Origin of the sequence: Gottfriedia acidiceleris (genome assembly GCF_004138285.1) — a bacterium.
Taxonomy (GTDB): Bacteria; Bacillota; Bacilli; order Bacillales; family Bacillaceae_G; genus Gottfriedia; species Gottfriedia acidiceleris_A.
In genome coordinates this window covers 1-22387 of the sequence record NZ_SCFN01000019.1, presented here as the reverse complement: position 1 = coordinate 22387, position 22387 = coordinate 1, and the positions used below count along the sequence as shown (strand labels likewise).

Annotated in this window: 24 protein-coding genes and 2 other annotated features; of the genes, 4 read left to right on the top strand and 20 right to left on the bottom strand. The window is 31.8% G+C overall.

Annotation, left to right across the window (positions count from 1 at the left end):
- Positions 1–33: 33 nt before the first annotated feature.
- The 4 genes from thiI to refZ all read right to left on the bottom strand — a co-directional run bounded on the left by thiI (position 34) and on the right by refZ (position 5123).
- Complete coding sequence (thiI, locus tag EP747_RS19760; protein WP_129691789.1) at positions 34–1263, bottom strand: tRNA uracil 4-sulfurtransferase ThiI; 1230 nt, start codon at positions 1261–1263, stop codon at positions 34–36.
- 4 nt (positions 1264–1267) lie between these two features.
- Positions 1268–2410: a cysteine desulfurase family protein gene (locus EP747_RS19755; RefSeq protein WP_129691788.1), complete on the bottom strand. Its 1143-nt coding sequence runs from the start codon at positions 2408–2410 to the stop codon at positions 1268–1270.
- A 77-nt stretch (positions 2411–2487) separates the two neighbouring features.
- A complete protein-coding gene (gene ezrA / locus EP747_RS19750; protein ID WP_165347169.1) occupies positions 2488–4206 on the bottom strand; it encodes a septation ring formation regulator EzrA in 1719 nt (572 codons plus the stop codon).
- 269 nt (positions 4207–4475) lie between these two features.
- Positions 4476–5123 (bottom strand): forespore capture DNA-binding protein RefZ, encoded by a 648-nt coding sequence (gene refZ / locus EP747_RS19745; protein ID WP_129691786.1) that lies wholly within the window; start codon positions 5121–5123, stop codon positions 4476–4478.
- 146 nt (positions 5124–5269) lie between these two features.
- On the opposite strand from refZ, the gene EP747_RS19740 reads away from it, so the two are divergent.
- Complete coding sequence (locus EP747_RS19740) at positions 5270–5758, top strand: GAF domain-containing protein (protein WP_129691785.1); 489 nt, start codon at positions 5270–5272, stop codon at positions 5756–5758.
- A gap of 298 nt (positions 5759–6056) precedes the next feature.
- Positions 6057–6659, top strand: coding sequence for a 30S ribosomal protein S4 (gene rpsD / locus EP747_RS19735; RefSeq protein ID WP_056472146.1), 603 nt, complete (start codon positions 6057–6059; stop codon positions 6657–6659).
- Between the two features lie 160 nt (positions 6660–6819).
- On the opposite strand, the gene EP747_RS19730 is transcribed toward rpsD, so the two are convergent.
- The 6 genes from EP747_RS19730 to tyrS form a co-directional block, all read right to left on the bottom strand.
- Positions 6820–7188 (bottom strand): hypothetical protein, encoded by a 369-nt coding sequence (locus tag EP747_RS19730; RefSeq protein ID WP_235832950.1) that lies wholly within the window; start codon positions 7186–7188, stop codon positions 6820–6822.
- Positions 7189–7320: 132 nt separating this feature from the next.
- Complete coding sequence (locus tag EP747_RS19725; RefSeq protein WP_129691784.1) at positions 7321–7902, bottom strand: YdcF family protein; 582 nt, start codon at positions 7900–7902, stop codon at positions 7321–7323.
- Positions 7903–8121: 219 nt separating this feature from the next.
- A complete protein-coding gene (locus tag EP747_RS25140) occupies positions 8122–8256 on the bottom strand; it encodes a hypothetical protein (RefSeq protein WP_268895674.1) in 135 nt (44 codons plus the stop codon).
- 57 nt (positions 8257–8313) lie between these two features.
- Positions 8314–9693, bottom strand: coding sequence for a Na+/H+ antiporter NhaC (gene nhaC / locus EP747_RS19720; protein WP_235832949.1), 1380 nt, complete (start codon positions 9691–9693; stop codon positions 8314–8316).
- A gap of 18 nt (positions 9694–9711) precedes the next feature.
- The gene (locus EP747_RS19715) at positions 9712–10173 is read right to left on the bottom strand and encodes a GNAT family N-acetyltransferase (RefSeq protein ID WP_129691783.1); all 462 of its coding nucleotides are present in this window, start codon (positions 10171–10173) and stop codon (positions 9712–9714) included.
- 53 nt (positions 10174–10226) lie between these two features.
- Positions 10227–10470, bottom strand: a binding site (T-box leader).
- Positions 10471–10474: 4 nt separating this feature from the next.
- Positions 10475–11731 carry a tyrosine--tRNA ligase gene (gene tyrS / locus EP747_RS19710; protein ID WP_129691782.1) on the bottom strand — a complete coding sequence of 419 codons (1257 nt, stop codon included), beginning with the start codon at positions 11729–11731 and terminating at the stop codon, positions 10475–10477.
- 66 nt (positions 11732–11797) lie between these two features.
- Positions 11798–12029, bottom strand: a binding site (T-box leader).
- A 187-nt stretch (positions 12030–12216) separates the two neighbouring features.
- Here tyrS and EP747_RS19705 point away from each other — a divergent pair.
- Entirely contained in the window at positions 12217–12609 is a 393-nt protein-coding gene (locus tag EP747_RS19705) for a LemA family protein (protein ID WP_205753853.1), read from the top strand.
- 176 nt (positions 12610–12785) lie between these two features.
- Positions 12786–13034 (top strand): hypothetical protein, encoded by a 249-nt coding sequence (locus tag EP747_RS19700; protein WP_129691780.1) that lies wholly within the window; start codon positions 12786–12788, stop codon positions 13032–13034.
- A gap of 124 nt (positions 13035–13158) precedes the next feature.
- On the opposite strand, the gene EP747_RS19695 is transcribed toward EP747_RS19700, so the two are convergent.
- The 10 genes from EP747_RS19695 to EP747_RS19650 all read right to left on the bottom strand — a co-directional run bounded on the left by EP747_RS19695 (position 13159) and on the right by EP747_RS19650 (position 22383).
- Positions 13159–13389 carry a hypothetical protein gene (locus EP747_RS19695; protein WP_129691779.1) on the bottom strand — a complete coding sequence of 77 codons (231 nt, stop codon included), beginning with the start codon at positions 13387–13389 and terminating at the stop codon, positions 13159–13161.
- A 99-nt stretch (positions 13390–13488) separates the two neighbouring features.
- Positions 13489–14571, bottom strand: a complete 1083-nt coding sequence (gene pseI / locus EP747_RS19690) for a pseudaminic acid synthase (RefSeq protein ID WP_129691778.1) — start codon at positions 14569–14571, stop codon at positions 13489–13491.
- Positions 14546–15121 carry a UDP-4-amino-4,6-dideoxy-N-acetyl-beta-L-altrosamine N-acetyltransferase gene (gene pseH, locus EP747_RS19685; protein WP_129691777.1) on the bottom strand — a complete coding sequence of 192 codons (576 nt, stop codon included), beginning with the start codon at positions 15119–15121 and terminating at the stop codon, positions 14546–14548. The genes pseI and pseH overlap by 26 nt, the downstream gene beginning before the upstream one ends.
- Positions 15108–16220, bottom strand: coding sequence for a UDP-2,4-diacetamido-2,4,6-trideoxy-beta-L-altropyranose hydrolase (pseG, locus tag EP747_RS19680; protein ID WP_129691776.1), 1113 nt, complete (start codon positions 16218–16220; stop codon positions 15108–15110). The genes pseH and pseG overlap by 14 nt, the downstream gene beginning before the upstream one ends.
- A complete protein-coding gene (locus tag EP747_RS19675) occupies positions 16210–16956 on the bottom strand; it encodes a cytidylyltransferase domain-containing protein (protein WP_129691775.1) in 747 nt (248 codons plus the stop codon). Before EP747_RS19675 ends, pseG begins: the two co-directional genes overlap by 11 nt.
- Before the next feature lie 36 nt (positions 16957–16992).
- Entirely contained in the window at positions 16993–18198 is a 1206-nt protein-coding gene (gene pseC, locus EP747_RS19670) for a UDP-4-amino-4,6-dideoxy-N-acetyl-beta-L-altrosamine transaminase (RefSeq protein ID WP_129691774.1), read from the bottom strand.
- A complete protein-coding gene (locus EP747_RS19665) occupies positions 18191–19159 on the bottom strand; it encodes an NAD-dependent epimerase/dehydratase family protein (protein ID WP_129691773.1) in 969 nt (322 codons plus the stop codon). The genes pseC and EP747_RS19665 overlap by 8 nt, the downstream gene beginning before the upstream one ends.
- Positions 19160–19170: 11 nt before the next feature.
- Complete coding sequence (locus EP747_RS19660) at positions 19171–20175, bottom strand: SDR family NAD(P)-dependent oxidoreductase (protein WP_129691772.1); 1005 nt, start codon at positions 20173–20175, stop codon at positions 19171–19173.
- Positions 20142–21593, bottom strand: coding sequence for a hypothetical protein (locus tag EP747_RS19655; protein ID WP_129691771.1), 1452 nt, complete (start codon positions 21591–21593; stop codon positions 20142–20144). Before EP747_RS19655 ends, EP747_RS19660 begins: the two co-directional genes overlap by 34 nt.
- A 1-nt stretch (position 21594) precedes the next feature.
- A complete protein-coding gene (locus tag EP747_RS19650; RefSeq protein WP_129691802.1) occupies positions 21595–22383 on the bottom strand; it encodes a glycosyltransferase family A protein in 789 nt (262 codons plus the stop codon).
- Positions 22384–22387 lie beyond the last annotated feature (4 nt).

The following is a 22387-nucleotide window of genomic DNA, read 5'->3' as shown; positions in this document are numbered from 1 at the left end:
CATTCATATTTTCACTGGTAATTTTTAGTAATTTTATAAAAGTGCGTCGATATCAATTTCTTCTACTTTTGTTGACGATTGATTTCGAATCATTTCGTTTTCAAAAATGATTGATTCTCTATTAACTACAGCTTCGTTTATTAGTTCTGTAAAGTCAAAACGACTCTCGTAACGAGCCACTTTATCACGTTTTGGTTTTGTAGTTGGATTAGCCGGAGTAAAAATTGTACAGCAATCCTCATAAGGTCTAATACTGATATCATACGTATCAATTTTTTTAGCAATATCCATAATTTCTAATTTATCCATAGCTAATAGTGGTCTTAAAACTGGATAGTTAGTTACTTCATTGATCGTATGCATACTTTCCAATGTTTGGCTTGCTACTTGACCTAAGCTTTCACCAGTTGCTAAAGCAAGTGCTTTTCGATCAACAGAAACTTGCTCAGCAATTCTAAGCATAACACGTCTCATGATTGTCATCGTATAGCTTGCAGGCATTTCTTTATGAATTGCTTTTTGAATTTCAGTAAATGGTATAACATGTAAAGTCACTCGTTTACAATATCTAGTTAGTTTACTTGCTAAATCAATTACTTTTTGTTTTGCACGATCACTCGTAAATGGTGGACTTTCAAAATGAATCGCTTCTATTGACACGCCTCGTTTTAACAACATGTACGCTGCTACTGGACTATCGATTCCTCCTGATAGTAATAACATAACTTTTCCGCCAACTCCAACTGGATAGCCACCTGCACCAAATTCTTCTCCACAAGTAATATAAGTAGCATCATCACGTACTTCTACTCGAACAGCTACATCTGGCTTATGAACATCTACAGTTAAGTGTTCTGTATTTTGAAGTATATACCCACCTAACTCTCGATTTAACTGCGGTGTATTTAATGGGAATTGTTTATAACTACGTTGTACGTTTACTTTAAATGTTTTAACGCTATCACCAAGCTCGTTAATAGCTTCAAGAGCACCTTGTTTAATTGCTTCTAATTCAGTATCAACTTTTCTAGCATAACTAAACGTATGAATTCCGAAAACTTCTTTTAAATTGGCAGCAACCTTCTCATGGTCTTCACCATTTAATTTTATATACATACGATCACGCGTTGCAGTGATTTTAATTTTTTCAAAAGCTTTTAATCGATTTCGAACATTTTCTCTTAATATACTTGTAAATCGACCTCGATTTTTTCCTTTTGTAGTCATTTCTCCATAACGAATTAAAATATATTCTACATTCATGCTGTTACCCCATTACTTTATATAAATTTTTAATTACTTCTTTAATTATTTTATTAAACTGCTTTACTTCACCCATTGTATTTTCATACGAAAGACTTATTCTGACAGCACTACTTGCTACTTTTTCGCTCTTACCCATACTTTGTAATACACGGCTTATCTCAAAAGTTTTAGAAGAACATGCTGATTTCGTAGAAATAAAAACATTTTCTTCAGATAGAGCATGGACAATTACCTCAGGCTTTAATCCTACAAATGAAATATTTATTATATGAGGAGCAAAATCTGATTGTGGTGAGTTCAACACAGCGAAGTCAATCATTTCTAAATGTTGAATAAGTTCATTTCTCATGCTATATAGGTGGTCATTCATTGTTTTTTGTTTTTCTAGTGTGATTCTTAGCGCTTTTGCCATCGAAACAATTCCTGCTAGATTTTCCGTTCCTGAACGAATTTCTCTTTCCTGTGAACCACCTGTCATTAAAGATGATAATGTTACACCTTCTCTAATATATAAAATTCCAGTTCCTTTTACACTATGAAATTTATGACCAGAAATAGATAATAAATCGATCGCAGCTTGTTTAATATTTAATGGTACTTTACCTATACCTTGAACAGCGTCAACATGGAAAAATACTTTTGGATAATCCGTTAATAATTGCCCAATTTCGGCTATTGGTTGAATTGCTCCTGTTTCATTATTTACATGAATTACAGAAACTAATATCGTATCATCTCTTAACGCATTTTTTAATTGGTCAACAGAAATAAACCCATCTTCGTTTGGGGATAAGTAGGTTACTTCAAATCCTAGATCCTCTAATTGTTTATAAGCTTCATAAATTGACGGATGTTCAATTTCAGTCGTAATTAAATGCTTCCCTCTTGAACGATGCATCATGGCAGTTCCTTTTATTGCTAAATTATTCCCCTCTGTTCCACCTGATGTAAAGATGATCTCTGATGGTTGAACTGATAAAAGCTCTGCAATTTGGTTTCTAGCTTTTGAGAGTAACTGCTCAGAGCGTCCACCTAGCTTATGTATCGAAGAGGGATTTCCAAAAAACTGGTCTGAAACAGTAATATATGTGTCTAATACCTCTTTATAAGGTTTAGTAGTCGCGCTATTATCAAAATAAATCATATTTTTCCGTACCTCCATATTGCTTGAGTCCATTTTTCATTATATCTAAAAACAGACGAAACCCCTAAGATTTACATCTATAGGGGTAGTGTGTACTTTTGTTCATTTAGTATTTCTTGTAATTTATCGATTGCACCAGGTTCAATTTTTTCAATTGAAACGGCAGCTTCTTCTAGAGCTTCGTTATATTGAAATTCTCTAAATAATTGCTCTGCCTTGTCCATTGACGTTGCCATTTGTACATTTTTACTTCTATAGCGATTTCCATATTGTATCACTTTTTCTACGAAATATCCTTGTTCAATCATATATTTCGTATCATTATAGCAATCATGTACTGTTTTTACTGCTTTTTCTAGTAAAAATGATACATGCGTCATTTTTAATGGCTTTTTCTCTAATTCCAAATAAACAATTTGCATACTTTCTTGCGCATCTTGAATTTGTTTCATAGAAGAAACTGGCATACCAGGTAAATTAGAAATTTGAACAAGACGTTTGACCTCTAACATTAATCGTTTCATTTCAATTAATTGATCACGAGCTTGTAATTCATCTTTTCGAAGTGCTTTTAACATTTCAACATACATCAAATGAGATTCTTTAACATCTTCCATTTGCTTCTTTAATAAATCTAATTCTTCTCTAATTACAGAAAATGCAAGATCTTGTTCTGCTACACGAATCTGCAATAATTCAAAGCGTTTTGTAATGATACTTACTTGCTTTTCAACCATTTTTTGAGCTTGAGTATCTTCATCACTTAATTCATAAATTTGCTGAACTAATTGAGTCTCTTCTTTTGTTTTTAAATTATCTTCTCGAATCCTTTGAATTTCTTCTTGGGAAGTCCATATTTCTTTTTCTACTACAAATTTACTCTCTACTTCTTTTTCTAATAAGTCATAAATTGAATCGACTTTTGCTTTCACAAATTCAAGCTTGTCATTCGCTTCTGTGGTTTCTAGTTTTTTAATTAATTCGACACAGTCGATACATATTTTTGAACATTCGATTGTTTCATTTTCTAATCCTTCAAAATCAAGCGCATATCCTTCTGCTTTCATTTGCTTTAAACCATCAGCTAAATTATGTATTTGAGAGGGCATTGTAGTAGAAGATTCAATATATAAATCCGGTATGATTTGCATATTTGTTTTCAGTATATGTACTTGATCTGCGATTTCTTTCACTAAGCCTCTTGCCTCTAAATAGTTTCCTTTTTCAGTTGTTTCATTAAATAATTGGACTTGCTGTTTAATTTCATCCATTTTTTGTTCCAACTGAGTTTCAGAAATTGAATATAGATGACGATGAGTTAATAAAAGCTTTCTTTGCTCAAGATACTCTTGGTTTAACATTTCAATATCCGAATTATTTTGTTCTTCACTACCTACTAAGTCGCTTACCTCATTTAGAATTTTTTCGACGCTTGATTCTGCTTCATTTAGGCTTCCCTCAATTTCACTAATCCCCGCTTTAGCTTTCATGAAATGATATTTATTAATTGCCTCATCTATTACTGAGATGGAATCAGTTACTTTCGGTAAAAAAGTTGTAACTAGTTCATCCCAATCGGTTCTCCATTTATCAAAAAGCTCTTCCGTTTGGCCGGTCATATTTAAGGCCTTTAGCTTTGAAAGTTCATCCGTAACGGGCTTACTCATTAACTGCATTCTCCACGCTTCAAGTTCATCGAGTTTTTTGTATAAACGTTGTCGAATTGTTAAGGCTACAATCATTAATGCGATAACAATACCTATTACGACTAAAATTACATAGAATGTCATTGTCATTTTTCCTGATGTACCTCCTCTAAATGCCATCTGAATCTATTTTAGAATCTATTTATTTTTACGTTAATTTTTGAATTAATAAATCGCTCTTTATTTAGGTCATAGTTAATAATAACATGTTAAAGTTGATTTTTGGCTTAATTTTTTCAATTTTTTCATATTTTTATCAAACTATAATAAATACTGTAAAAGCTTGTAGAAATTTCAGATTTTTAAACAACGAAAAACGCCTTTTCATTGTGATTTTTCACAATGAAAAAGGCGAACTTTTAGGATGAAAGTCCTACTCGACTAACTAGTCTCTCATCCATATCGAGTAGTGATTCGATCCACTTCTCTACATACTCTTTATATCTTTCAAAAAAATACATATCATTTTGCTGTATATACAATACTTCATTTAAATAGCCTGGAAATAAGTACGGCGTAGAAAGGAAGGATTTTAACTGGACGAAAAAGACTGAAAATGGCATTGTTAGTTTCGCATTAGAAATACGAATAGCATCATAAATTTGAGTAAAAGTATAACGCTCTCTAGCTAAATAGGTCATCATGATTTCACGAATGAAGACAGAGTCGATTGTCAACTCTCTGTAAAAAATCGAAGCATATTCCTTTTTTAAAAAGTAATAATTAAGTACTTCACCAACAAGGTTCATTAAAATTAAATTTGCGTTTTTATCATACAGTGACAAACTATATTTATCTAAAATTTCAACGTATCCTTCTAAAAACTCTACTATGATATGTTCAAGTAAACCTTGTTTACCTTTAAAATAATATGAAATCGTCGCAATATTTACATTTGCTTTTTTAGAAATATCCCTTACTGAAGTACCATGGTATCCATTAATTTTAAATAACGTAAGCGCTGTCTCGATGACTTTCTTCTTTGTTGCAAGTTTATCTTGCTCCATACTCGTCACCCTCTTTTACAACATCAATTCCTTTATTAATTAGCGAAAAGATGATAATTTCCTCTACAAATCGGTCGACAAAGTTACCAGTATTCTTTCGAAATATGCTATGATATTTCACATAAAATAGGGAAAGGGGTCTACAAATGTTTCAAAAAGTCGAATATTCAGGTACGAAAGAACAACAATATAATACTCTAACAGCTCAAGTTAAAGCTTTAATAGATGGTGAACATAACCTAATTGCTAATTTAGCAAATACATCTGCCTTATTAAATCAGTTTTTGCACCAAATAAATTGGGTTGGATTTTATTTAAAAGATGGAGATCGCAATGAATTAGTTTTGGGCCCATTTGTAGGTCTTCCTGCGTGTGTGCGTATACCATACGGCAAGGGAGTTTGCGGTACATCTGCCCAAACAAAAACAGTTCAAAGAATCGATAATGTTCACGAATTCCCTGGCCACATCGCTTGTGACGCTGCATCAAATTCGGAGATCGTTATTCCTTTAATGCATAACGGTGAAGTAATTGGAGTATTAGATATCGATAGTCCTGAATTCAATCGTTTTGATGAAATGGATCAAAAATATCTTCAAGCAATTGTAAATTTAATTGAAGAAACAATTAGATAAGAAAGTTTATTTCAAAAGGGAATCCTTTATTTGGATTTCTTTTTTCTTTTTATAGAAAGTTAAAGATAAAACTGACCTTGACTATTTTATACTATCTTGTTATACTATTTTTTGTGTAAAATAACGCAGCGTTGTAAGCACAGGCTTGATATATATTTTGTTCCTCTACTATTTTAGAGGTGTCATCGCGTAACTCCGGCTGCTGGGGCGAGGATACATGAAAGCAAAATATACAAACTGGGGCTACACGAACGTTTTTATTTTACTCCAAAATAAAAACTTAAGGAGGAGACTATCAATGTCTCGTTATACAGGATCTACTTGGAAATTATCTCGCCGTTTAGGCATTTCATTAAGCGGAACGGGTAAAGAATTAGAAAAACGCCCTTACGCTCCAGGTCAACACGGACCTAACCAACGTAAAAAATTATCAGAATACGGTTTACAATTACAAGAGAAGCAAAAGCTTCGTCACATGTTCGGTGTTAATGAGCGTCAATTCCGTCGCACTTTTGATATCGCTGGTAAATTAACTGGTAAACATGGTGAAAACTTCATGATCTTATTAGAAACTCGTTTAGACAACGTAGTTTACCGTATGGGTCTTGCTCGTACTCGTCGTGCTGCACGTCAATTAGTTAACCACGGTCACATCTTAGTAGATGGCAAACGTGTAGATATCCCTTCTTTCCGCGTGAAAATTGGCCAAACTATCAGCTTACGTGAAAAATCACAAAACTTAGCTGTAGTTAAAGAAGCTGTTGAAGTTAACAACTTTGTACCTGAGTACATCACTTTCAACGCTGACAAATTAGAAGGTACTTTCAACCGCTTACCAGAGCGTTCTGAATTACCAGCTGAAATCAACGAAGCTCTTATCGTTGAATTCTACAACCGTTAATAATATCGCTTCTTAGAAGGCGATGAGAAACCTCAATCAAATTTGATTGAGGTTTTTTTATTATTTTACACCCCATTAATATGTAAAAAAAAAAGCCCTCGACTTTACTCGAAGGGCTACTTATGCGGAAATGAGAGGTGTATTAAAATAAGCTTTTATATTATTTTAATTTCACTACCGCTAAGTCATGTTGCATTGCATTATTACCTTCTTGTGGGTCAAATGCAATGTCACTTAATCCAAATACATTTACTACAACATCTCGATCTTTTGGATGAAGAATTCTTATTTCATAAGCAAATAAAGTTGCTGGAAGTTGGAAAGATCTAAATGTTCTATATTGATTTGGTGGAATTGTTACTGTAGATGGATCAACCATAGGAAGAATGATTGGTGAACCACTTGACCAGTCAAACATTAAAACACTCACAGAACGAGAGTCATCCGGGTCAACATTAAGAGCTTCCACTGTTAAAAACTGAGTACTAGAATGTCTTCTTAGTACGCCAGTTGATAAAAATTTTGCCATCAACGTCACTCCTTTCATATTATTTGGACAAGCAAATCCATATAATATAAAATGTTTCATTCCAAAAAATGAAACGGACATTGGTACAAATTAAATAATAGTTTTTATAAAAATGATAGATTGCCTACTAAATTAAATTTGTTTATAATAAGTAGCTTTTAAAATGGATAAACATTCTCTTAAGTATGCAGTAGGTATAATCACTTTTGGTGTTTTTGCAGGAAGACCAACTACATTCAATTCTTGCTTTTTAGCCAATTTTAAAGATCTAAATAAATGATAATCATTAGTAACAACGATTCCTTTTGCTTGATCATTATTAATGAGTTTTTTGGAGAATTTCATATTTTCGTATGTATTTGTCGATAACTCTTCTTTAATGATTCTTTCTTCCCCAATTCCTAATTTGATTAATTCAACCCTCATACATTCAGCTTCTGAAATCAATTCATCGTTACCTTTTCCACCTGAAACAATAATTTTTGCACTTTTATTTTCCTTAGCATATTTAGCTGCTGTTTCAATTCGATAACGTAAAGCTCTAGTAGGTTTATCCTTTTTCAATCCAGCACCTAATACAATGACATAATCGGCGTTTTTAGGTACTTTATGCTGATATTGCAAAATGCTATTTACACCGATAAAAATGATACAGAATAAATAACTTAGTATCCCAATAATAATTGTATATGTAATTATTTTAAAAAAGCTCATTACCTTTATCCCCTTAAATAAAATTACTTTAACTATTATTTTATCGAATAATTAAAAGGATTTCACTAAAATTTGGAATATTCCACAAATACTTCACAATAATCCCCATAAAAATTTTGACTTGTCAATTAGACGACTGCAATTAAAAAATCCCCTATACGAAAAGAAACGAATGTCCTTTCTTTCGTATAAGGGATTGATTCAAAAGTAATTATTCAATTATCTAGGATACTTATAGTCCATAGGATTATGTTGATCCTTCGAAAGTCTCTTTTGATGAGCTTTCGTTTTTGCATCTACATGATTTGCGTCACTAGGACGATTTTTCTTTGAACCACCTGCTGCATGACTCATTTTTTTCCCTCCATTAAACAGTTCGTACAAAAACTAGTTTACGTAGAAACAATTTGTTTATGCGACATTCCTTGAACTTTCACCTTTATTTTCAACTTCTAATCCTTTACCGAATAAAGCGGCTAACATACTGAATAATGGTGTAATAAATAGTACGAATGAAAACGGTAAGTAATCAATAACAGGTACTCCTAATGTTGAAGCAAAAAAGGCACCACTTACACTCCAAGGAACGATTGGATTAAAAAGTGTTCCGCCATCTTCTAATGCACGTGATAAGTTTTTAAGCGGAATATTTTTTTTGATAAATACATCCTTTAATAATTGCCCAGGAAGTAGTATTGAAAGGTATTGTTCTCCTGTTAGAAGATTTACCCCCATAGCTGATAATGTACTTGCAATAACAATACTTCCTTTACGTTTCAAATTAAATAAAGATTGAATTAATGTCTCAAATACTTGAAGCTCTTGTAATAATCCACCTAAAGCAAGGGCAATAAAAATTAATGAAACTGACCACATCATTGATTGTAATCCTCCGCGGTTAACAATCGAATTAAGCATTTCATTTCCTGTATCTAATTTGAAACCATCTTGTAAGGTTTTAAACACTATTCCAAGAGAAATATCTTTTTGAATGAAAAATGCTAAAAATAATGAACTAACAATACCAGCCGACATCGTTGGTAAAGTTGAAAACCCTTTAAATGCCATAATAAAAACAATTAAACATGGGATTAATAACAACGGATTCACTTCAAAGCTAGATGAAATTGCTTTTTTCATTTCTGTAACTTGTGCCATATCTGTATTTCCATGACCCATACCGATGATTAAGAATAAAATAACCGTAACAATTAATGCTGGAATTGTTGTATATGCCATGTGTCGAATATGCTCATTAACCTTTATCCCTAAAATACTTGGAACAAAGTTTGTTGTATCTGATATTGGTGACATTTTATCACCAAAACACGCACCACTAATAATCGCACCTGCTGCAATTGCTGGTGAAATCCCCATAATATGAGCGATTCCCATTAACGCTACACCAACTGTAGCAATTGTTGTAAATGTACTACCCGTAAAACTAGCAACTATGATTGTAATAAAAATTGCACTGATTGCAAACCACTTAGCTGATAGTACAGAAATTCCGTAAAATAATAATGTTGGTACTGTACCACTTAGCATCCAAGAACCGATTAATAGACCAATCATCATTAAGATTAACGTGGGGGATAATCCATTTTGAATTCCCTTTTTCATCCCATTTTCAATCTGTTCCCATTTAAATCCTTTAAAAAGTCCAAAAACTGCTAAACAAACAACACATAATAAAAGTGGAATTTGTGGATCCGTTTTTAATATAACTAGACAACTAGACATAATAACTGTAAACAGTGCGATTAACGCACCTAATTCAATATTTTTCACTTTAATACTCTCCCTTATTTATATATCCATATATACATGTTCACGATGTTTAACAAATCCAAGTTTCTCATAAAAGCTTCTTGCATTTTTATTATCGATCCAATAATCTAGCTCGATTCTAGAAAGGTTATTTTCACATGCAAATGAAGCAATTTTATGGATTAAGAATGAACCGTATCCTTTATTTCTTTTTTCTTCATTAATACTTATTTGATGTACATAACCTAACTGAAAAGCCTTTTTAATTGGTCCTTCAGGTATATGTTTTATTTCAATCCAAGCATATCCAACTAATTCTTCAATATCTTTAACTACAAAAAAATGATGATCTGGTTTATCAACTACACTCTTGAAAAACTCAGTTATCTCCGCCAGATTGTGAACCTTAAAAAAATCTGGAAACAATTCAGCATGTAAATTTTGTACATCTTCATTGAGTTTTGCCAATATTCTGTAATCTTTTGTTGCAACAATCTCCATGATTTTTCACCCTTTCAAAAAAAGACAATAAAAAATCGAGGCCCCCTATTAAAAATAGGGACGACCTCGATCGCGTTACCACCCTAGTTATAAGAAGAAATACTAATATTTAGTAAAAATCCTTATCACTCGAATCTGTAACGTAGATATACGTTCTTCCCTCCATTAGATCAACTAACTTCGAAAAGAAAACTCCCGAAATGTAATTCATTTGATTGTGTAGACGAGTTTTCACCAACCACTCGCTCTCTGGACTACTTCCAACCAAACTACTGCTTTTTCGTTCACTGTTTGTTCAATATTATAATGTAACCAAGTGGTATTTCTTCTTACCACGACGAATAATAATAAATTGCTCTTCAATTGCATCTTGTTTAGTTAACACTGTTGCAACGTCCTGTATACGATCTCCATTTACATAAACCGCTCCGTTTTGTACATCTTCACGTGCTTGACGTTTTGATGGAGAAATTTTTGCTTCAACTAGTAAGTCTACTAATCCTTTTTCGGCTTCACTTAAATTAAATGAAGGCACGTCTTTAAAACCTTGTTTGATTTCAGCAGCTGTCAATTCTTTTACAGATCCACTAAATAGTGCTTCTGTAATTTTAATTGCTTGATCAAGAGCCTCTTCACCGTGAACAAGTTTCGTTACTTCAGCAGCTAATGCTTTTTGAGCAATACGTTGTTCTGGTGCTTCATTAAATTGTTTCTCAAGCTCTAAAATTTCCTCTTTAGTTAAGAAAGTAAAGTATTTCAAGTATTTAACTACATCACGGTCATCTGTATTAATCCAGAATTGGTAGAACTCGTATGGAGTTGTTTTTTCAGGGTCTAACCAAACTGCTCCGCCTTCTGTTTTACCAAATTTAGAACCATCAGCTTTTGTTACTAAAGGTACTGTAAGACCAAAAGCTTTTGAATCTTCTTCTGTCTTACGGATTAATTCCATACCTGCTGTAATATTACCCCATTGGTCACTACCACCAATTTGTAATTTACAGTTATGGTCTTGGTATAATTTTAAGAAATCATATGATTGCAAAATCATGTAACTAAATTCAGTAAATGAAATACCTGCTTCTAATCGAGATGCAACTGAATCTTTAGCTAGCATGTAGTTTAATCCGAAGTTTTTACCGATGTCACGTAAGAATGTAATAACATCTAATTCGCCAGTCCAATCAAAGTTATTAACTACCTTAGCAGCATTTTCACCTTCGAAGTTTAAAAATGGTAGTAATTGTGTACGAATTCGTTCACTGAACATTTTTACTGTATCAGCAGTATTTAACGTACGTTCTGCCTTCTTACCACTTGGATCACCGATCATTCCAGTTGCTCCACCTACTACACCAATCGGTTTATGCCCTGCAACTTGAAACCTCTTTAACATTAACACTGGTAATAAGTGACCAATGTGTAAGCTATCACCAGTTGGGTCAAAACCACAATATAATGAAACAGATTCTTCGCTTAATAATTTTTGTAGACCTTCTTCATCTGTCATTTGATTAATTAATCCACGAAATTCTAAATCTTGTAAGATATTTTCCATTTTTAGCCCACCCCTTCTATCATCTATACGTCGTTTAAACAAAATAAAAAGTCCCTACTGATAAACAGTAGGGACGAATAATTATAATCGCGGTACCACCCTAGTTGTAGCTAATAAAGCCAGCTACCTCTCATACAATTAACGGTTGTTAACCGTTCTAATCCTAATTTGCATTAAACAAATTTCGAAAAAGAATGCTCAAGGGTGTAATTCATGTCAATGTCTGTGCTAATTCTCACCAACCATTAGCTCTCTGATCCAATACCATTCACACTACTAAGCCTTTCAACGCTCACTATTAAAATGTTATGAAACATTTATATCACAAATAAAACGTTTAAGTCAAATAGATAATTAAATTTTTATTAATTTTATTTAAATTGTCATTCAATATTTGAATAAAAATGCTTTATATCAAATAATATGGTTAAATATTAATACTATCATCTTTAAAAATACATATTTTGGAAATGGAGTGTTTTTTCTTGAAGAATAAAGGAATATGGATTGCTTTAATTATTGTAGTCGTTCTAATCTTTATGGGTGTTGGAAGCTATAATAGCTTTGTGACTCAGGAAGAAAATGTAACAAATAAAATGTCGCAAGTCGATAACCAACTAAAACGTCGTTCAGATTTAATACCAAATTTAGTTAATACAGTAAAAGGATATGCTACACAAGAGAAAGATGTGATTGCTTCAGTAACAGATGCACGCGCAAAATTAGCTGGTGCTCAAACGACTGCTGATAAAAGTAAAGCTGATGCAGAATTGTCTGGTGCACTAAGTCGTCTATTAGTAGTCGTAGAAAACTATCCTGATTTAAAATCAAATCAAAATTTCCAAGCATTAATGGATAGCCTAGAAGGGAGCTTATAGGTATTAAATTTATTGGGCTAAATTAAAAAATCATTGTGCCTTTTGGGTAATTTCTATTTTGACCATTTTATGTTGGTCGAAAAACTTTTCCTTTAATCTCTTGTCGGGCAATCAGATAAGAAATGAAACCATTGCAATCCTGACCCCATTTATCCCCACAGAGGAATGACTTTTGATTGTACTTTCGAAACCTATTCAAATTAGAGGATCGTACAATAAATCAAACGATTAGTCCGTATCAATCCAAGCCACCAACTTCTTCATCCAACACTTTCGAAGAAACAGCGGTTCTCGAACGTCAGCTCACATCTTCCAATAGGTTGAGTAAAATAAAAAATATAGGCTTCAGTGGTTTAGAATTAGAGATTACTTTAAACAATCGTGAAAACCAATTTTTTGCCGCTTCTGATTCACTTAACATTTGATATTAATTAGTTTCATATAATAATTTACTTCAAATTTAAAATAATTCACAACGGTGACCTGTACTGGCTAATATTTCCTCAAAAAAAACCCTTGCTTTTAGCAAGGGAAATTTTAAAACTACTATTATACTCCTGGAATCTCAATAGATGAAATTTTTCTGCACTCTACTATTACCAAACTTCCACCTACTCCAGAGAAATAAGCTAATCTAGTTCTAGAATCTAATGTAATAAAAAATTCAACACTTTCAGTTACTCCATCTGCAACAAATTCACTAACTGGATACTTAGGGGGTAAACCAGCTAACATCTCGCAGATACTTCTAGATTTGCAACTCTCATTTTTTGAACCCATTTAAAATCATCTCCTCTAATTTCATTTCAATATATTATATTAAAATAATAAATTTATGATTAGATTACTATCTCTATATTTGGAAATATTTGTAATAAATTAATAGTGGCTATCTGACTCATGCATTCCTTTCAATAGAGCATCCCAACTAAGTGCAGTTCCTTTGTCTATGTCTCTATTAACTCTTTTTCCTAAGATTAATTCATAATATTTTGGTGCAAGCCCGTAACCCGGACGAACAATTTTGATATTATCTTTAGTTAATGCTTGACCAGCTTTAATATCTTCTGAAATATAAATTGACCTTCTAAACTGCAATGATTTTTTTTCTTCCTCAGTAGGACCAAATAATATAGATCCTAAGCCTCTCCATGCTGATTCAGTTTCTGTTACAAGATTCCTAAATTCATCTGGTTCCATTGAGAAAGCAGCATCTACCCCGCCCTCTGAGCGATTTAATGTGAAATGTTTTTCAATTACTGTACAACCAAGTGCAATACTAGCTACAGCTACTCCATTGCCTAATGTATGATCAGATAACCCTACTTGACATTGAAATAAATCTTTTAAATATGGGATTGTTCTAATGTTTGAATTATCTGGAGTGGCAGGATAGCTACTAGTACATTTTAATAAAATAATATCTTTACACCCTGCCTCACTAATTGATTTAACAACTTCACTAACCTCTGATAATGTAGCCATTCCAGTAGATATAATCATAGGCTTACCTTTGGAGGCAACTTTTTTTAAAAGTGGAATATCATTATTTTCAAATGAAGCAATTTTATAACATGGTACATTGAGCTTTTCCAAAAATTCTAGTGATTTTTCATCAAATGGTGTACTAAAAGGGACCATACCTAGTTCTTTACATCTTTTAAATATTGGCTCATGCCATTCCCAAGGAGTATAAGCTTCTTCATATAATTCGTATAAGGACTTTCCCTTCCATAGATTATTACCTTGATTTACCATGAATTCATTGCTACGAATGTTTAGTGTCATTGAATCAGGCATATATGTTTGAATTTTAAACGCGTGGGCACCTGCAATTGCAGCAGCCTCTACAATTTTTAATGCTCGTTCAAGTGACTTATTATGATTTCCTGACATTTCCGCAATAATGAAGGGTGGATTATTTTCTCCAATTTTTTTATTCCCTATTATTATCTCTTTCACTATCTCTAAAAACCTCCTTTTTTAATTGTTCACTATGTTTATACCAACTTTCTTTAAACAGACCCATTAAAACTAAATCTATAAAACTTTTGTTTTTTATATATTGTTTTAATAGTCTCCCTTCTTTTGTAAAGCCTAATTTCTTGTGGTAATTTATACTAGTAACATTAAAATCAAGTATAGAAGCACTTAACTTTCTCATTTTTAACTCATTGAAAAGATAGTCCAGCGCTAAAATACCCATTATTGTCCCAAAACCACGTGGTGTCGTATTTTCACCTATATAAAAGCCCCATTCGCATGTTCCATTTAGTTTATTTATATTTGTGAATTGAATAAAACCAATTGGTAGATTTTTATATAGAAATATTTTTGCAATTTTCGTTGGATCATCCTTTAATGATCTAAACCAATGAGAATGTTGACTATATGTGATAACCTCATCGTTAATCATCACTGATCTTATACGCTCAGTATTTCTCCAAGTAAACAATATATTTAAATCTCTCAATTCAATATCTTTAAGTTTAAAGTCTTCAATCCGGATCAATTAAGCATTCAACTACCCTTTCTATAAAATTATTTAACTTATTTTCACCCATAAGTCCTAAAGCTTTTTGAGACATTTTTGCTACCTTCGAAGGATTCTGTATCAACAAATTCAATCCTTGTTCAATTCTTTCTTTTGTTACTTTAGAACTTTTACCTAAATTACATATTACTCCTATATCATTTGCTATATTTGTAATATCAATTTGATTTTCAGCAGTTACTATTGTTAAAGTTGGTACACCTAAGTAACACCTTTCCCATGTGGTCGTTCCACCTGCACCAATTGAGATATCAGCAAGTCTCATTAATTCTGCTATATAGTTAATTTGACAATGAAAATAAAAATTAGGTACTTTGTTACATAATGACCTAATTAATTCTTTATTTAGATTTGTATCTCCGACAACAATATCAATGTGTATATCTGAGTACGCTGGTTTTGTTAAAACTTGAATCGTTTTAAGCGTTTCATTAGTAGGATCGCTTCCTCCAAAAAAAACAAGGATCCTTCGTATTTTACCGTCTCTTTCCTTTAATTTTATTTTTTCAACATAAAATTCAGTGCGAAGTATGACATATTCAGTGCCAATAAATTTAACACAATTTATTGGCACTAGGGCATCATATCGTTCTTTATTATTAGATATATTTTGATCGAGAAGGATATTACAGAAATGACTTCGATTTGCTAAATCGTCAATAACGATGATTTGTTTGCCGGTATAACTATAAAATAGTTTTTCCCAATTAGAATCAATCGCATAATGGTCAATTAGTAAACAAGAGTTAGTTGTTACCTTACTTATAATATCTACTGTTTGAATTACATCTGTCTTCCAATCTACTTTCAACCAACCTTCATAAGGGCTTTCGACAATTTTAGGCTCGGTAACTTTAGTTGAACCAGGTAATATGTGAACTTTATAGCCTAGGTCCACTATTAACTTATTTAGATTCCCGGGTAAATCTCGACATATAAAACTAATATTTATATCCAAATTAGTAAATAGATGGGCTAAGGTTAAGCAACGCATTACATGACCTGTCCCAATTTCATAAGAAGCATCTACTCGAAAAAAAATATTTTTATTTATCATTTATATCCTCTATCTTTTTTTGTTTAATATGATTATTAATCAATAATAATTTAGGGTTTTTATCCAATAAATTGTAAATATCTTGTAGGGAGAAAAAGGGGTTATCCGGATAAATTTCTTCTAATATCTTACTAATTAAATTTAAATCCTGAGGAGTATCAACCGTAAGCCGTATATGACTTTTATTTGTTTCTTGAAGTACTTGTCTAATTTTATATTTACCTGATTGATAAATATAGGGTGTAACATGTTCTCTATAAGATTGTGGAAGATCTAATCGATTAATAGACTCAATTAAAGGAAAAGTCATCACTTCTACGTCCATACCAATAGGGAAGCTCCTCTGAACAGTATTTGAAACATAGTCAATGTGGCTTTGATTTTTAATAAAATCATTGATTATTTGATCAATAATATCGGGGTCAATTAAAGGACAATCAGCAGTAATACGTACAACAATATCTGCTTGGCAAATAGAAGCTGCCTCATAATACCTAGATAATACATCCTCTTCAGATCCTCTATAGTAAGTCAGCGACAATAATTCACAAAAATCCACAATTTTTTGATCTGTTTCATTTATTGTTGTTGCAATAATTATTTCGTTAATACACTTTGCCCGTTTAACGCGTTCTATCTGATACTCTAATAAGGGTTTATTCAAAACTTTTCGAAGTACCTTTCCGGGTAATCTTGAGGATCCCATTCGTGCTTGAATAATTGCTACCACTTTCATTTTTACTCTCCCTTTAAATCTCAATAAATTAATTCATTACTGACTAGTTTTCGAATAAAAACTTAATACTTTTTTAATAGCATTTACAACGTCCTCCGAGTCTTGAACACTCATTCCAGCATGTAATGGGAGTGTAATAAATTCTTCATAACATTTTTCTGCAATCGTACAAAGCCCCTTCTTATACCCTAAACTCTGATAATAAGGATGATAATATACTGGAATATAATGGACATTTACACCGATATTTTCTTTTTGTAGTGCTTCATAAATTTCTTTTCGATTGGCCGTTAATTTAGCACTTTGGAGTTTTATTATATATAAATGCCAACTTGAATCTCCATCGATAGCTTGATAAGGTAGTATAATTTCATCTAATGCCTTTAATTCTTTAGTATAAAAATTAGCAATTTGTTTACGTCTATCAATATAAGAATCTATCTTTTTTAATTGGGAAATTCCGAGTGAGGCTTGGATATCTGTTAGTCTATAATTATAGCCAAGTGAATGCATCTCATAGTACCAAGGACCGTGATATTCATTTAGAAACTCTTTAGATCTACTGATACCGTGTGTTCTAAATTGTAATAATTTCTGATAATAATCTTTATTATTAGTTGTGATGATCCCGCCTTCTCCGGTTGTAATATGTTTGACAGGATGAAAACTAAACATAGTCATATCACCAATTGAACCAATTTTTTTATTCTTATATTTAGCTCCTAGAGCATGTGCTGCATCTTCAATAATAATCAGGTTGTTTTCCTTAGCTATTTTTATGATATTTTCAAGATCAACTGGCTGACCTGTAAAATGTACAGGAATAATAGCTTTTGTATTTTTAGTGATCTTTTCCTTAATTAAAGACGGGCTCATATTATACGTATTCGGATCAATATCAACAAATACTGGAATGCCTCCTTGATATAGTACACAGTTTGAAGAAGCTGCGAATGTCATTGGAGAAGTAATAACTTCATCTCCCTCTCCTATTCCAGCTACGAAACAAGCTCCATGTAAAGCGGCAGTACCGCTTGAAAAGGCTACTGCATATTTAGCACCTGTATATTCAGCTATATCCCTTTCGAATTGTTCAATTGTTGGGCCGGTTGTAAGAAAATCACTACCTAATATATCGATGACTGAACGAATGTCATCCTCATTTATAACTTGTTTTCCATAAGGTAAAAAATTTTCTCGCACAGGTTGTCCGCCGTGAATGGCTAATTTATCTTTATTCATTTCTAGAATCGCTCTCTTTCGATAGCTTTGTTTTTATCCAAGTTTCAGTTCGCAATATTCCTTCATCAATAGACACTTTAGGTGACCATCGCATAATATTTTCTGCTTTTTGAAAATTACATAATAATTTTTGAATTTCACTTTGAGGATGAATATGAGGTATATGATAAATAGGTACTTGTTTTTGAGATATTTTATTTGCTAAATCATTAATGGATATATCTTTTCCGCTACCTGCGTTAATTATCTCTCCATTTAAGAGATCGTTATACCCAGCTTCTACTACGAAATCTGCGCAATCTTCTACATAAAGTAAGTCTCTAGTTTGAGTCCCATCACCATAAATATTAATAGGTTTTCCATTTAATTTATTGTGAATAAAAATAGAAACTACGCCTCCTTCTCCACCTGTTTTCTGAAATGGTCCATAAGTATTAAAAGGTCTTAACACTACAGCTGGTAATCCATAGGAAAAAAAGTAAGACAGTACCATACTTTCTGCAGCTATTTTTGAACCTGCATAAGGTGAAGTAGGCTTAGTTGTCGAACTCTCATTTATACCTTCATCATTGTTCGCTTTATCATAAACCATACATGTACTCATAAAAACAATTTTCACTTGATATTTTTTACATTCCTCTAGTAAATAAAAAGTAGCAATCGTATCATTCTGAAAAGTTATTTCTGGATCATCAATACTATCTTGTACATTTATACTTGCACCTAAATGGTAACAAATATCAAATTTTATATTACTAAAAAGTTCTTGTATTGACTCTCTATCTTTTAGGTCAATAATCCTTAATCCTTTAAGGTTTTCATCATCAATAAATTCCATTATATTTTCAATGGTTGAATTAGATAAATTATCGACAATCCATACTTTTTGCTGATCTTTTAGTAATCGTCCAACTACCCATCTACCAATAAAACCGGTACCACCGGTAACTAAAACATTCATAAAATTCCTCCTTAGATAAGATTTTCTTGTAGAATTATTTTTCTTACTTGATCTTTAGTTAAAGGAGTCACCCCTTCTGAACTATAAGTTCCAGGATTTGGCTTGTTTGCTCCCTCATAGAATCTTTTCGAAGAAAAAAACGAAGGGATAATATATAAATCAGGCAATTCAAATGAGATTAGCGATTCTTCATATGTCATTAGTTCCTCATATTTTTTTTCTCCAGGCTTTAAACCGACTTCAATAATATTTATTTTAGTTGGTTCAATTCCATATTTTATTGAAGTTTCTTCAATTACAGTTTCAGCGAGATCTTTTAAGTTAATGACCGGCATTTTTAAAATAAACGTTTCCCCACCTTGAGCAAGTTTAAGGGATTCAATTGTTAGTTTCGTAGCTTGTTCTAATGTCATCATGAATCTTGTCATCGATAAATCAGTTACAGTAACAAAGTTTTTCTCCTTTACTTGATGAACGAATAAAGGAATTACCGAACCTCTCGATCCTATTACATTTCCAAATCGAACACTTGAAAAAATAGTATTTTTAGATCCCTTAGAGTATTCTGCTGAAGAGATAAGTTTCTCTGCAGTTAATTTAGTCGCTCCATAATTATTAGTAGGTGAAATGGCTTTATCTGTACTTGTAAAAACCACCTTTTTTACATTCTGATTTTTCGCAGCAGAAATTACATTATATGTGCCAATTACATTAGTAAGGACAGCTTCAAAAGGATTATATTCACAAAATTCAACGTGTTTCATAGCAGCAGTATGAAATACATAATCAATATCTTCCATTGCACTCAATACTCGTTCATAATTTCGAATATCACCAATTAAAAATCTTAGTCTTGTATCATTACTAAGTTCATTTTTTAATTTAAATTGTTTATATTCATCTCTACTAAATATTCTTATTACTTCTGGTTCTTCTTTTAAGAGATGTTTTACGATATTTTTTCCAATAGTGCCTGTACCACCTATAACCAAAATTTTTTTATCTTTAAAAAACAAAGTTTTTCACCCCTTGCTAATTCATTAACTAAATTAGAAAGCTCTTTTCCGGAATTCTTCACATTATAGGAATCTATTAAAAAGTTGGTTTTAACTTCTTCATATTTAAGTTTTTCTTCTGTGCTATAAAAGTAATAGGACATGATGTTTACTAGTTCATTCGGATCGCTTTGAGTGTATTTTCCTAATCGATCAAAGTAATCATAATGGCGATTACTCTGTAAAAAATAATATACAAACGTTGGTTTATTAAATAAGCAACTTTCTAGGGCTACGGTAGACAACGATGCTATTACTAAATCAGAATGTGATATTAATTCATGAGTTAGTACACTACGATCTGTTACTACATGGACTGATCTATATTGTCGCTTTAAATCCATATATAGCTTAACTCGGTTCTTTGCTAATTCCCATGGATGTGGTTTAATTAAAATTTGGAATATTTTATTTCTGACTAGTAAACTAACCATTTTTTTAAACTTATTTGTATCAGTATTTGGACCCGTAGCAATTAAAATAGTAATTTTATTTTCTTCTAGTTTATACTTTTTTAAGAATTCATTTTTACTTGATTTTGGATAAATAAAAATGTCATCATAACGTGGATGACCAATTGTTGCAATCCTTTCAGCTTGTACACCACGATTTATATACCATCTTTTTTCATATTCACCATAAACAGCTATATGGCTAGTAAATACTGGCATGAAAGCTTCTTCTCCCATAAGTATTCCATGTTGTAGACATATACTTGGAACGCCTTTCATCAATCCGACTATACCGAGAGCTCGACTGACCATATCCTCTGAAGTACCTACTAAAACTGTAGAAATGTCAATTTGCTCATATATATTAAAAACAGTTTCTATTGTATCTACAATTAAAGGAATCCTTTGAATGAATGTATTTTTAAAAAATGAATTACCGAGTGCAGGATGTTCTTTAAGATTATTTAATATTTCGTTTGCACTTTCAATTAACCTACTTGAATATTCAGTCGTATCAACTTTGAACTTTCCAATAAATAGATTTGGAATTTCTGAGTAAGTGTCATTTTTTGATCGAGATAAAATGACTGTTTTTTCTCTATTAAAGAATTCATTCATTTTTCTACCAGTTATTCTAATATAATCTAGATTAATGAGTGTTTTGCCCTTTTCTACTTTTTTAATAGGATTTTTTAAAGGTATTAGTAAGTCCTCAAAAAAAGGTTGGATTTGGCATAATTCAGTAAGATTTGCATGTTTTAATTGCAAATGAAAATCATTTTTCTCCATTAGTCTTTTAAGATCTTCATCGATTTGTTGATAAAAATTTGTCATGATTGCTATCGGTACATCTCTATATTTTAGTTCTCTAAAAATATTTAAAAACTCACTATAAAGTAACCAGTAATTTGAGAGATATATACTCATATTATCCCCCCATTTTCTTTTGAGTTTTTTTCTTCAATCTTAAATCCTCTCTTAACTCTTTACATGTTCTTTGTGGTGGTAACAATTGAATAAACTCACTCTTTTCTTTTTGTGCCAACTGAAAGTGGATAGATTTTTCAGTAATAAAATTATCATCTAATATTTCTCTAATTGGGTAAAAATCCCAAAACTGATTTAGCCTCCAAAAAAATCGAGCATCCCCAATCCTATAAAACGCTGGGTCGATATCCCAGTAAGAACCGAACTTTTCTTTTATTACGGGTAATATAGATTGCCTATGCATAATAGAACAATGATCGATCTGACATGGCGCTATTGAAACAATCCCTTGAGTTGCTCTTAATTTTGTTTTAACTACTTCTTTATTTTCATTTAAAAAATTTACTAATGAAGCAGAATAAGTAACCATTACGTTTGGATTTTCATCTAAAAAATGGACCATTTTTGCTATACGATCTTTTCTATAACAATTATCATCAGTCGCGTAGGATATATATTCACCTTGTGCTATATTTAGTGCTTGATTTATTAATTCAGCGTATCTAATTTTCTCAACTCTTTCTTCTATAGATTTCACATCACTTTGATAAAAACGTATTCGTTGATCGTTCAGAAATGGTCTTATTTTTAATAGAGTTTCTTCATTTGAATTATCATCCATTAAAATTAATTCAAAATCAGAATACGTTTGATTTAAAATTGATTGAATAGATTTTGTAATATACTCTGGCTTATTATAACTAGTCATAATTATTGAAACCTTTGTCAAATTT

Coding starts and splice junctions, on each gene's coding strand:
- EP747_RS19715 (WP_129691783.1), bottom strand. CDS start 10,173: ATGGAGATTGTTGCAACAAAAGATTACAGAATATTGGCAAAACTCAAT.
- pseC (WP_129691774.1), bottom strand. CDS start 18,198: ATGAATAAAGATAAATTAGCCATTCACGGCGGACAACCTGTGCGAGAA.
- refZ (WP_129691786.1), bottom strand. CDS start 5,123: ATGGAGCAAGATAAACTTGCAACAAAGAAGAAAGTCATCGAGACAGCG.
- pseG (WP_129691776.1), bottom strand. CDS start 16,220: ATGATAAATAAAAATATTTTTTTTCGAGTAGATGCTTCTTATGAAATT.
- EP747_RS19730 (WP_235832950.1), bottom strand. CDS start 7,188: ATGGCAAAATTTTTATCAACTGGCGTACTAAGAAGACATTCTAGTACT.
- ezrA (WP_165347169.1), bottom strand. CDS start 4,206: ATGACAATGACATTCTATGTAATTTTAGTCGTAATAGGTATTGTTATC.
- EP747_RS19725 (WP_129691784.1), bottom strand. CDS start 7,902: ATGAGCTTTTTTAAAATAATTACATATACAATTATTATTGGGATACTA.
- EP747_RS19740 (WP_129691785.1), top strand. CDS start 5,270: ATGTTTCAAAAAGTCGAATATTCAGGTACGAAAGAACAACAATATAAT.
- rpsD (WP_056472146.1), top strand. CDS start 6,057: ATGTCTCGTTATACAGGATCTACTTGGAAATTATCTCGCCGTTTAGGC.
- tyrS (WP_129691782.1), bottom strand. CDS start 11,731: ATGGAAAATATCTTACAAGATTTAGAATTTCGTGGATTAATTAATCAA.
- EP747_RS19755 (WP_129691788.1), bottom strand. CDS start 2,410: ATGATTTATTTTGATAATAGCGCGACTACTAAACCTTATAAAGAGGTA.
- EP747_RS19655 (WP_129691771.1), bottom strand. CDS start 21,593: ATGAGTATATATCTCTCAAATTACTGGTTACTTTATAGTGAGTTTTTA.
- EP747_RS19695 (WP_129691779.1), bottom strand. CDS start 13,389: ATGGGTTCAAAAAATGAGAGTTGCAAATCTAGAAGTATCTGCGAGATG.
- thiI (WP_129691789.1), bottom strand. CDS start 1,263: ATGAATGTAGAATATATTTTAATTCGTTATGGAGAAATGACTACAAAA.
- EP747_RS19665 (WP_129691773.1), bottom strand. CDS start 19,159: ATGAATGTTTTAGTTACCGGTGGTACCGGTTTTATTGGTAGATGGGTA.
- EP747_RS19675 (WP_129691775.1), bottom strand. CDS start 16,956: ATGAAAGTGGTAGCAATTATTCAAGCACGAATGGGATCCTCAAGATTA.
- EP747_RS25140 (WP_268895674.1), bottom strand. CDS start 8,256: ATGAGTCATGCAGCAGGTGGTTCAAAGAAAAATCGTCCTAGTGACGCA.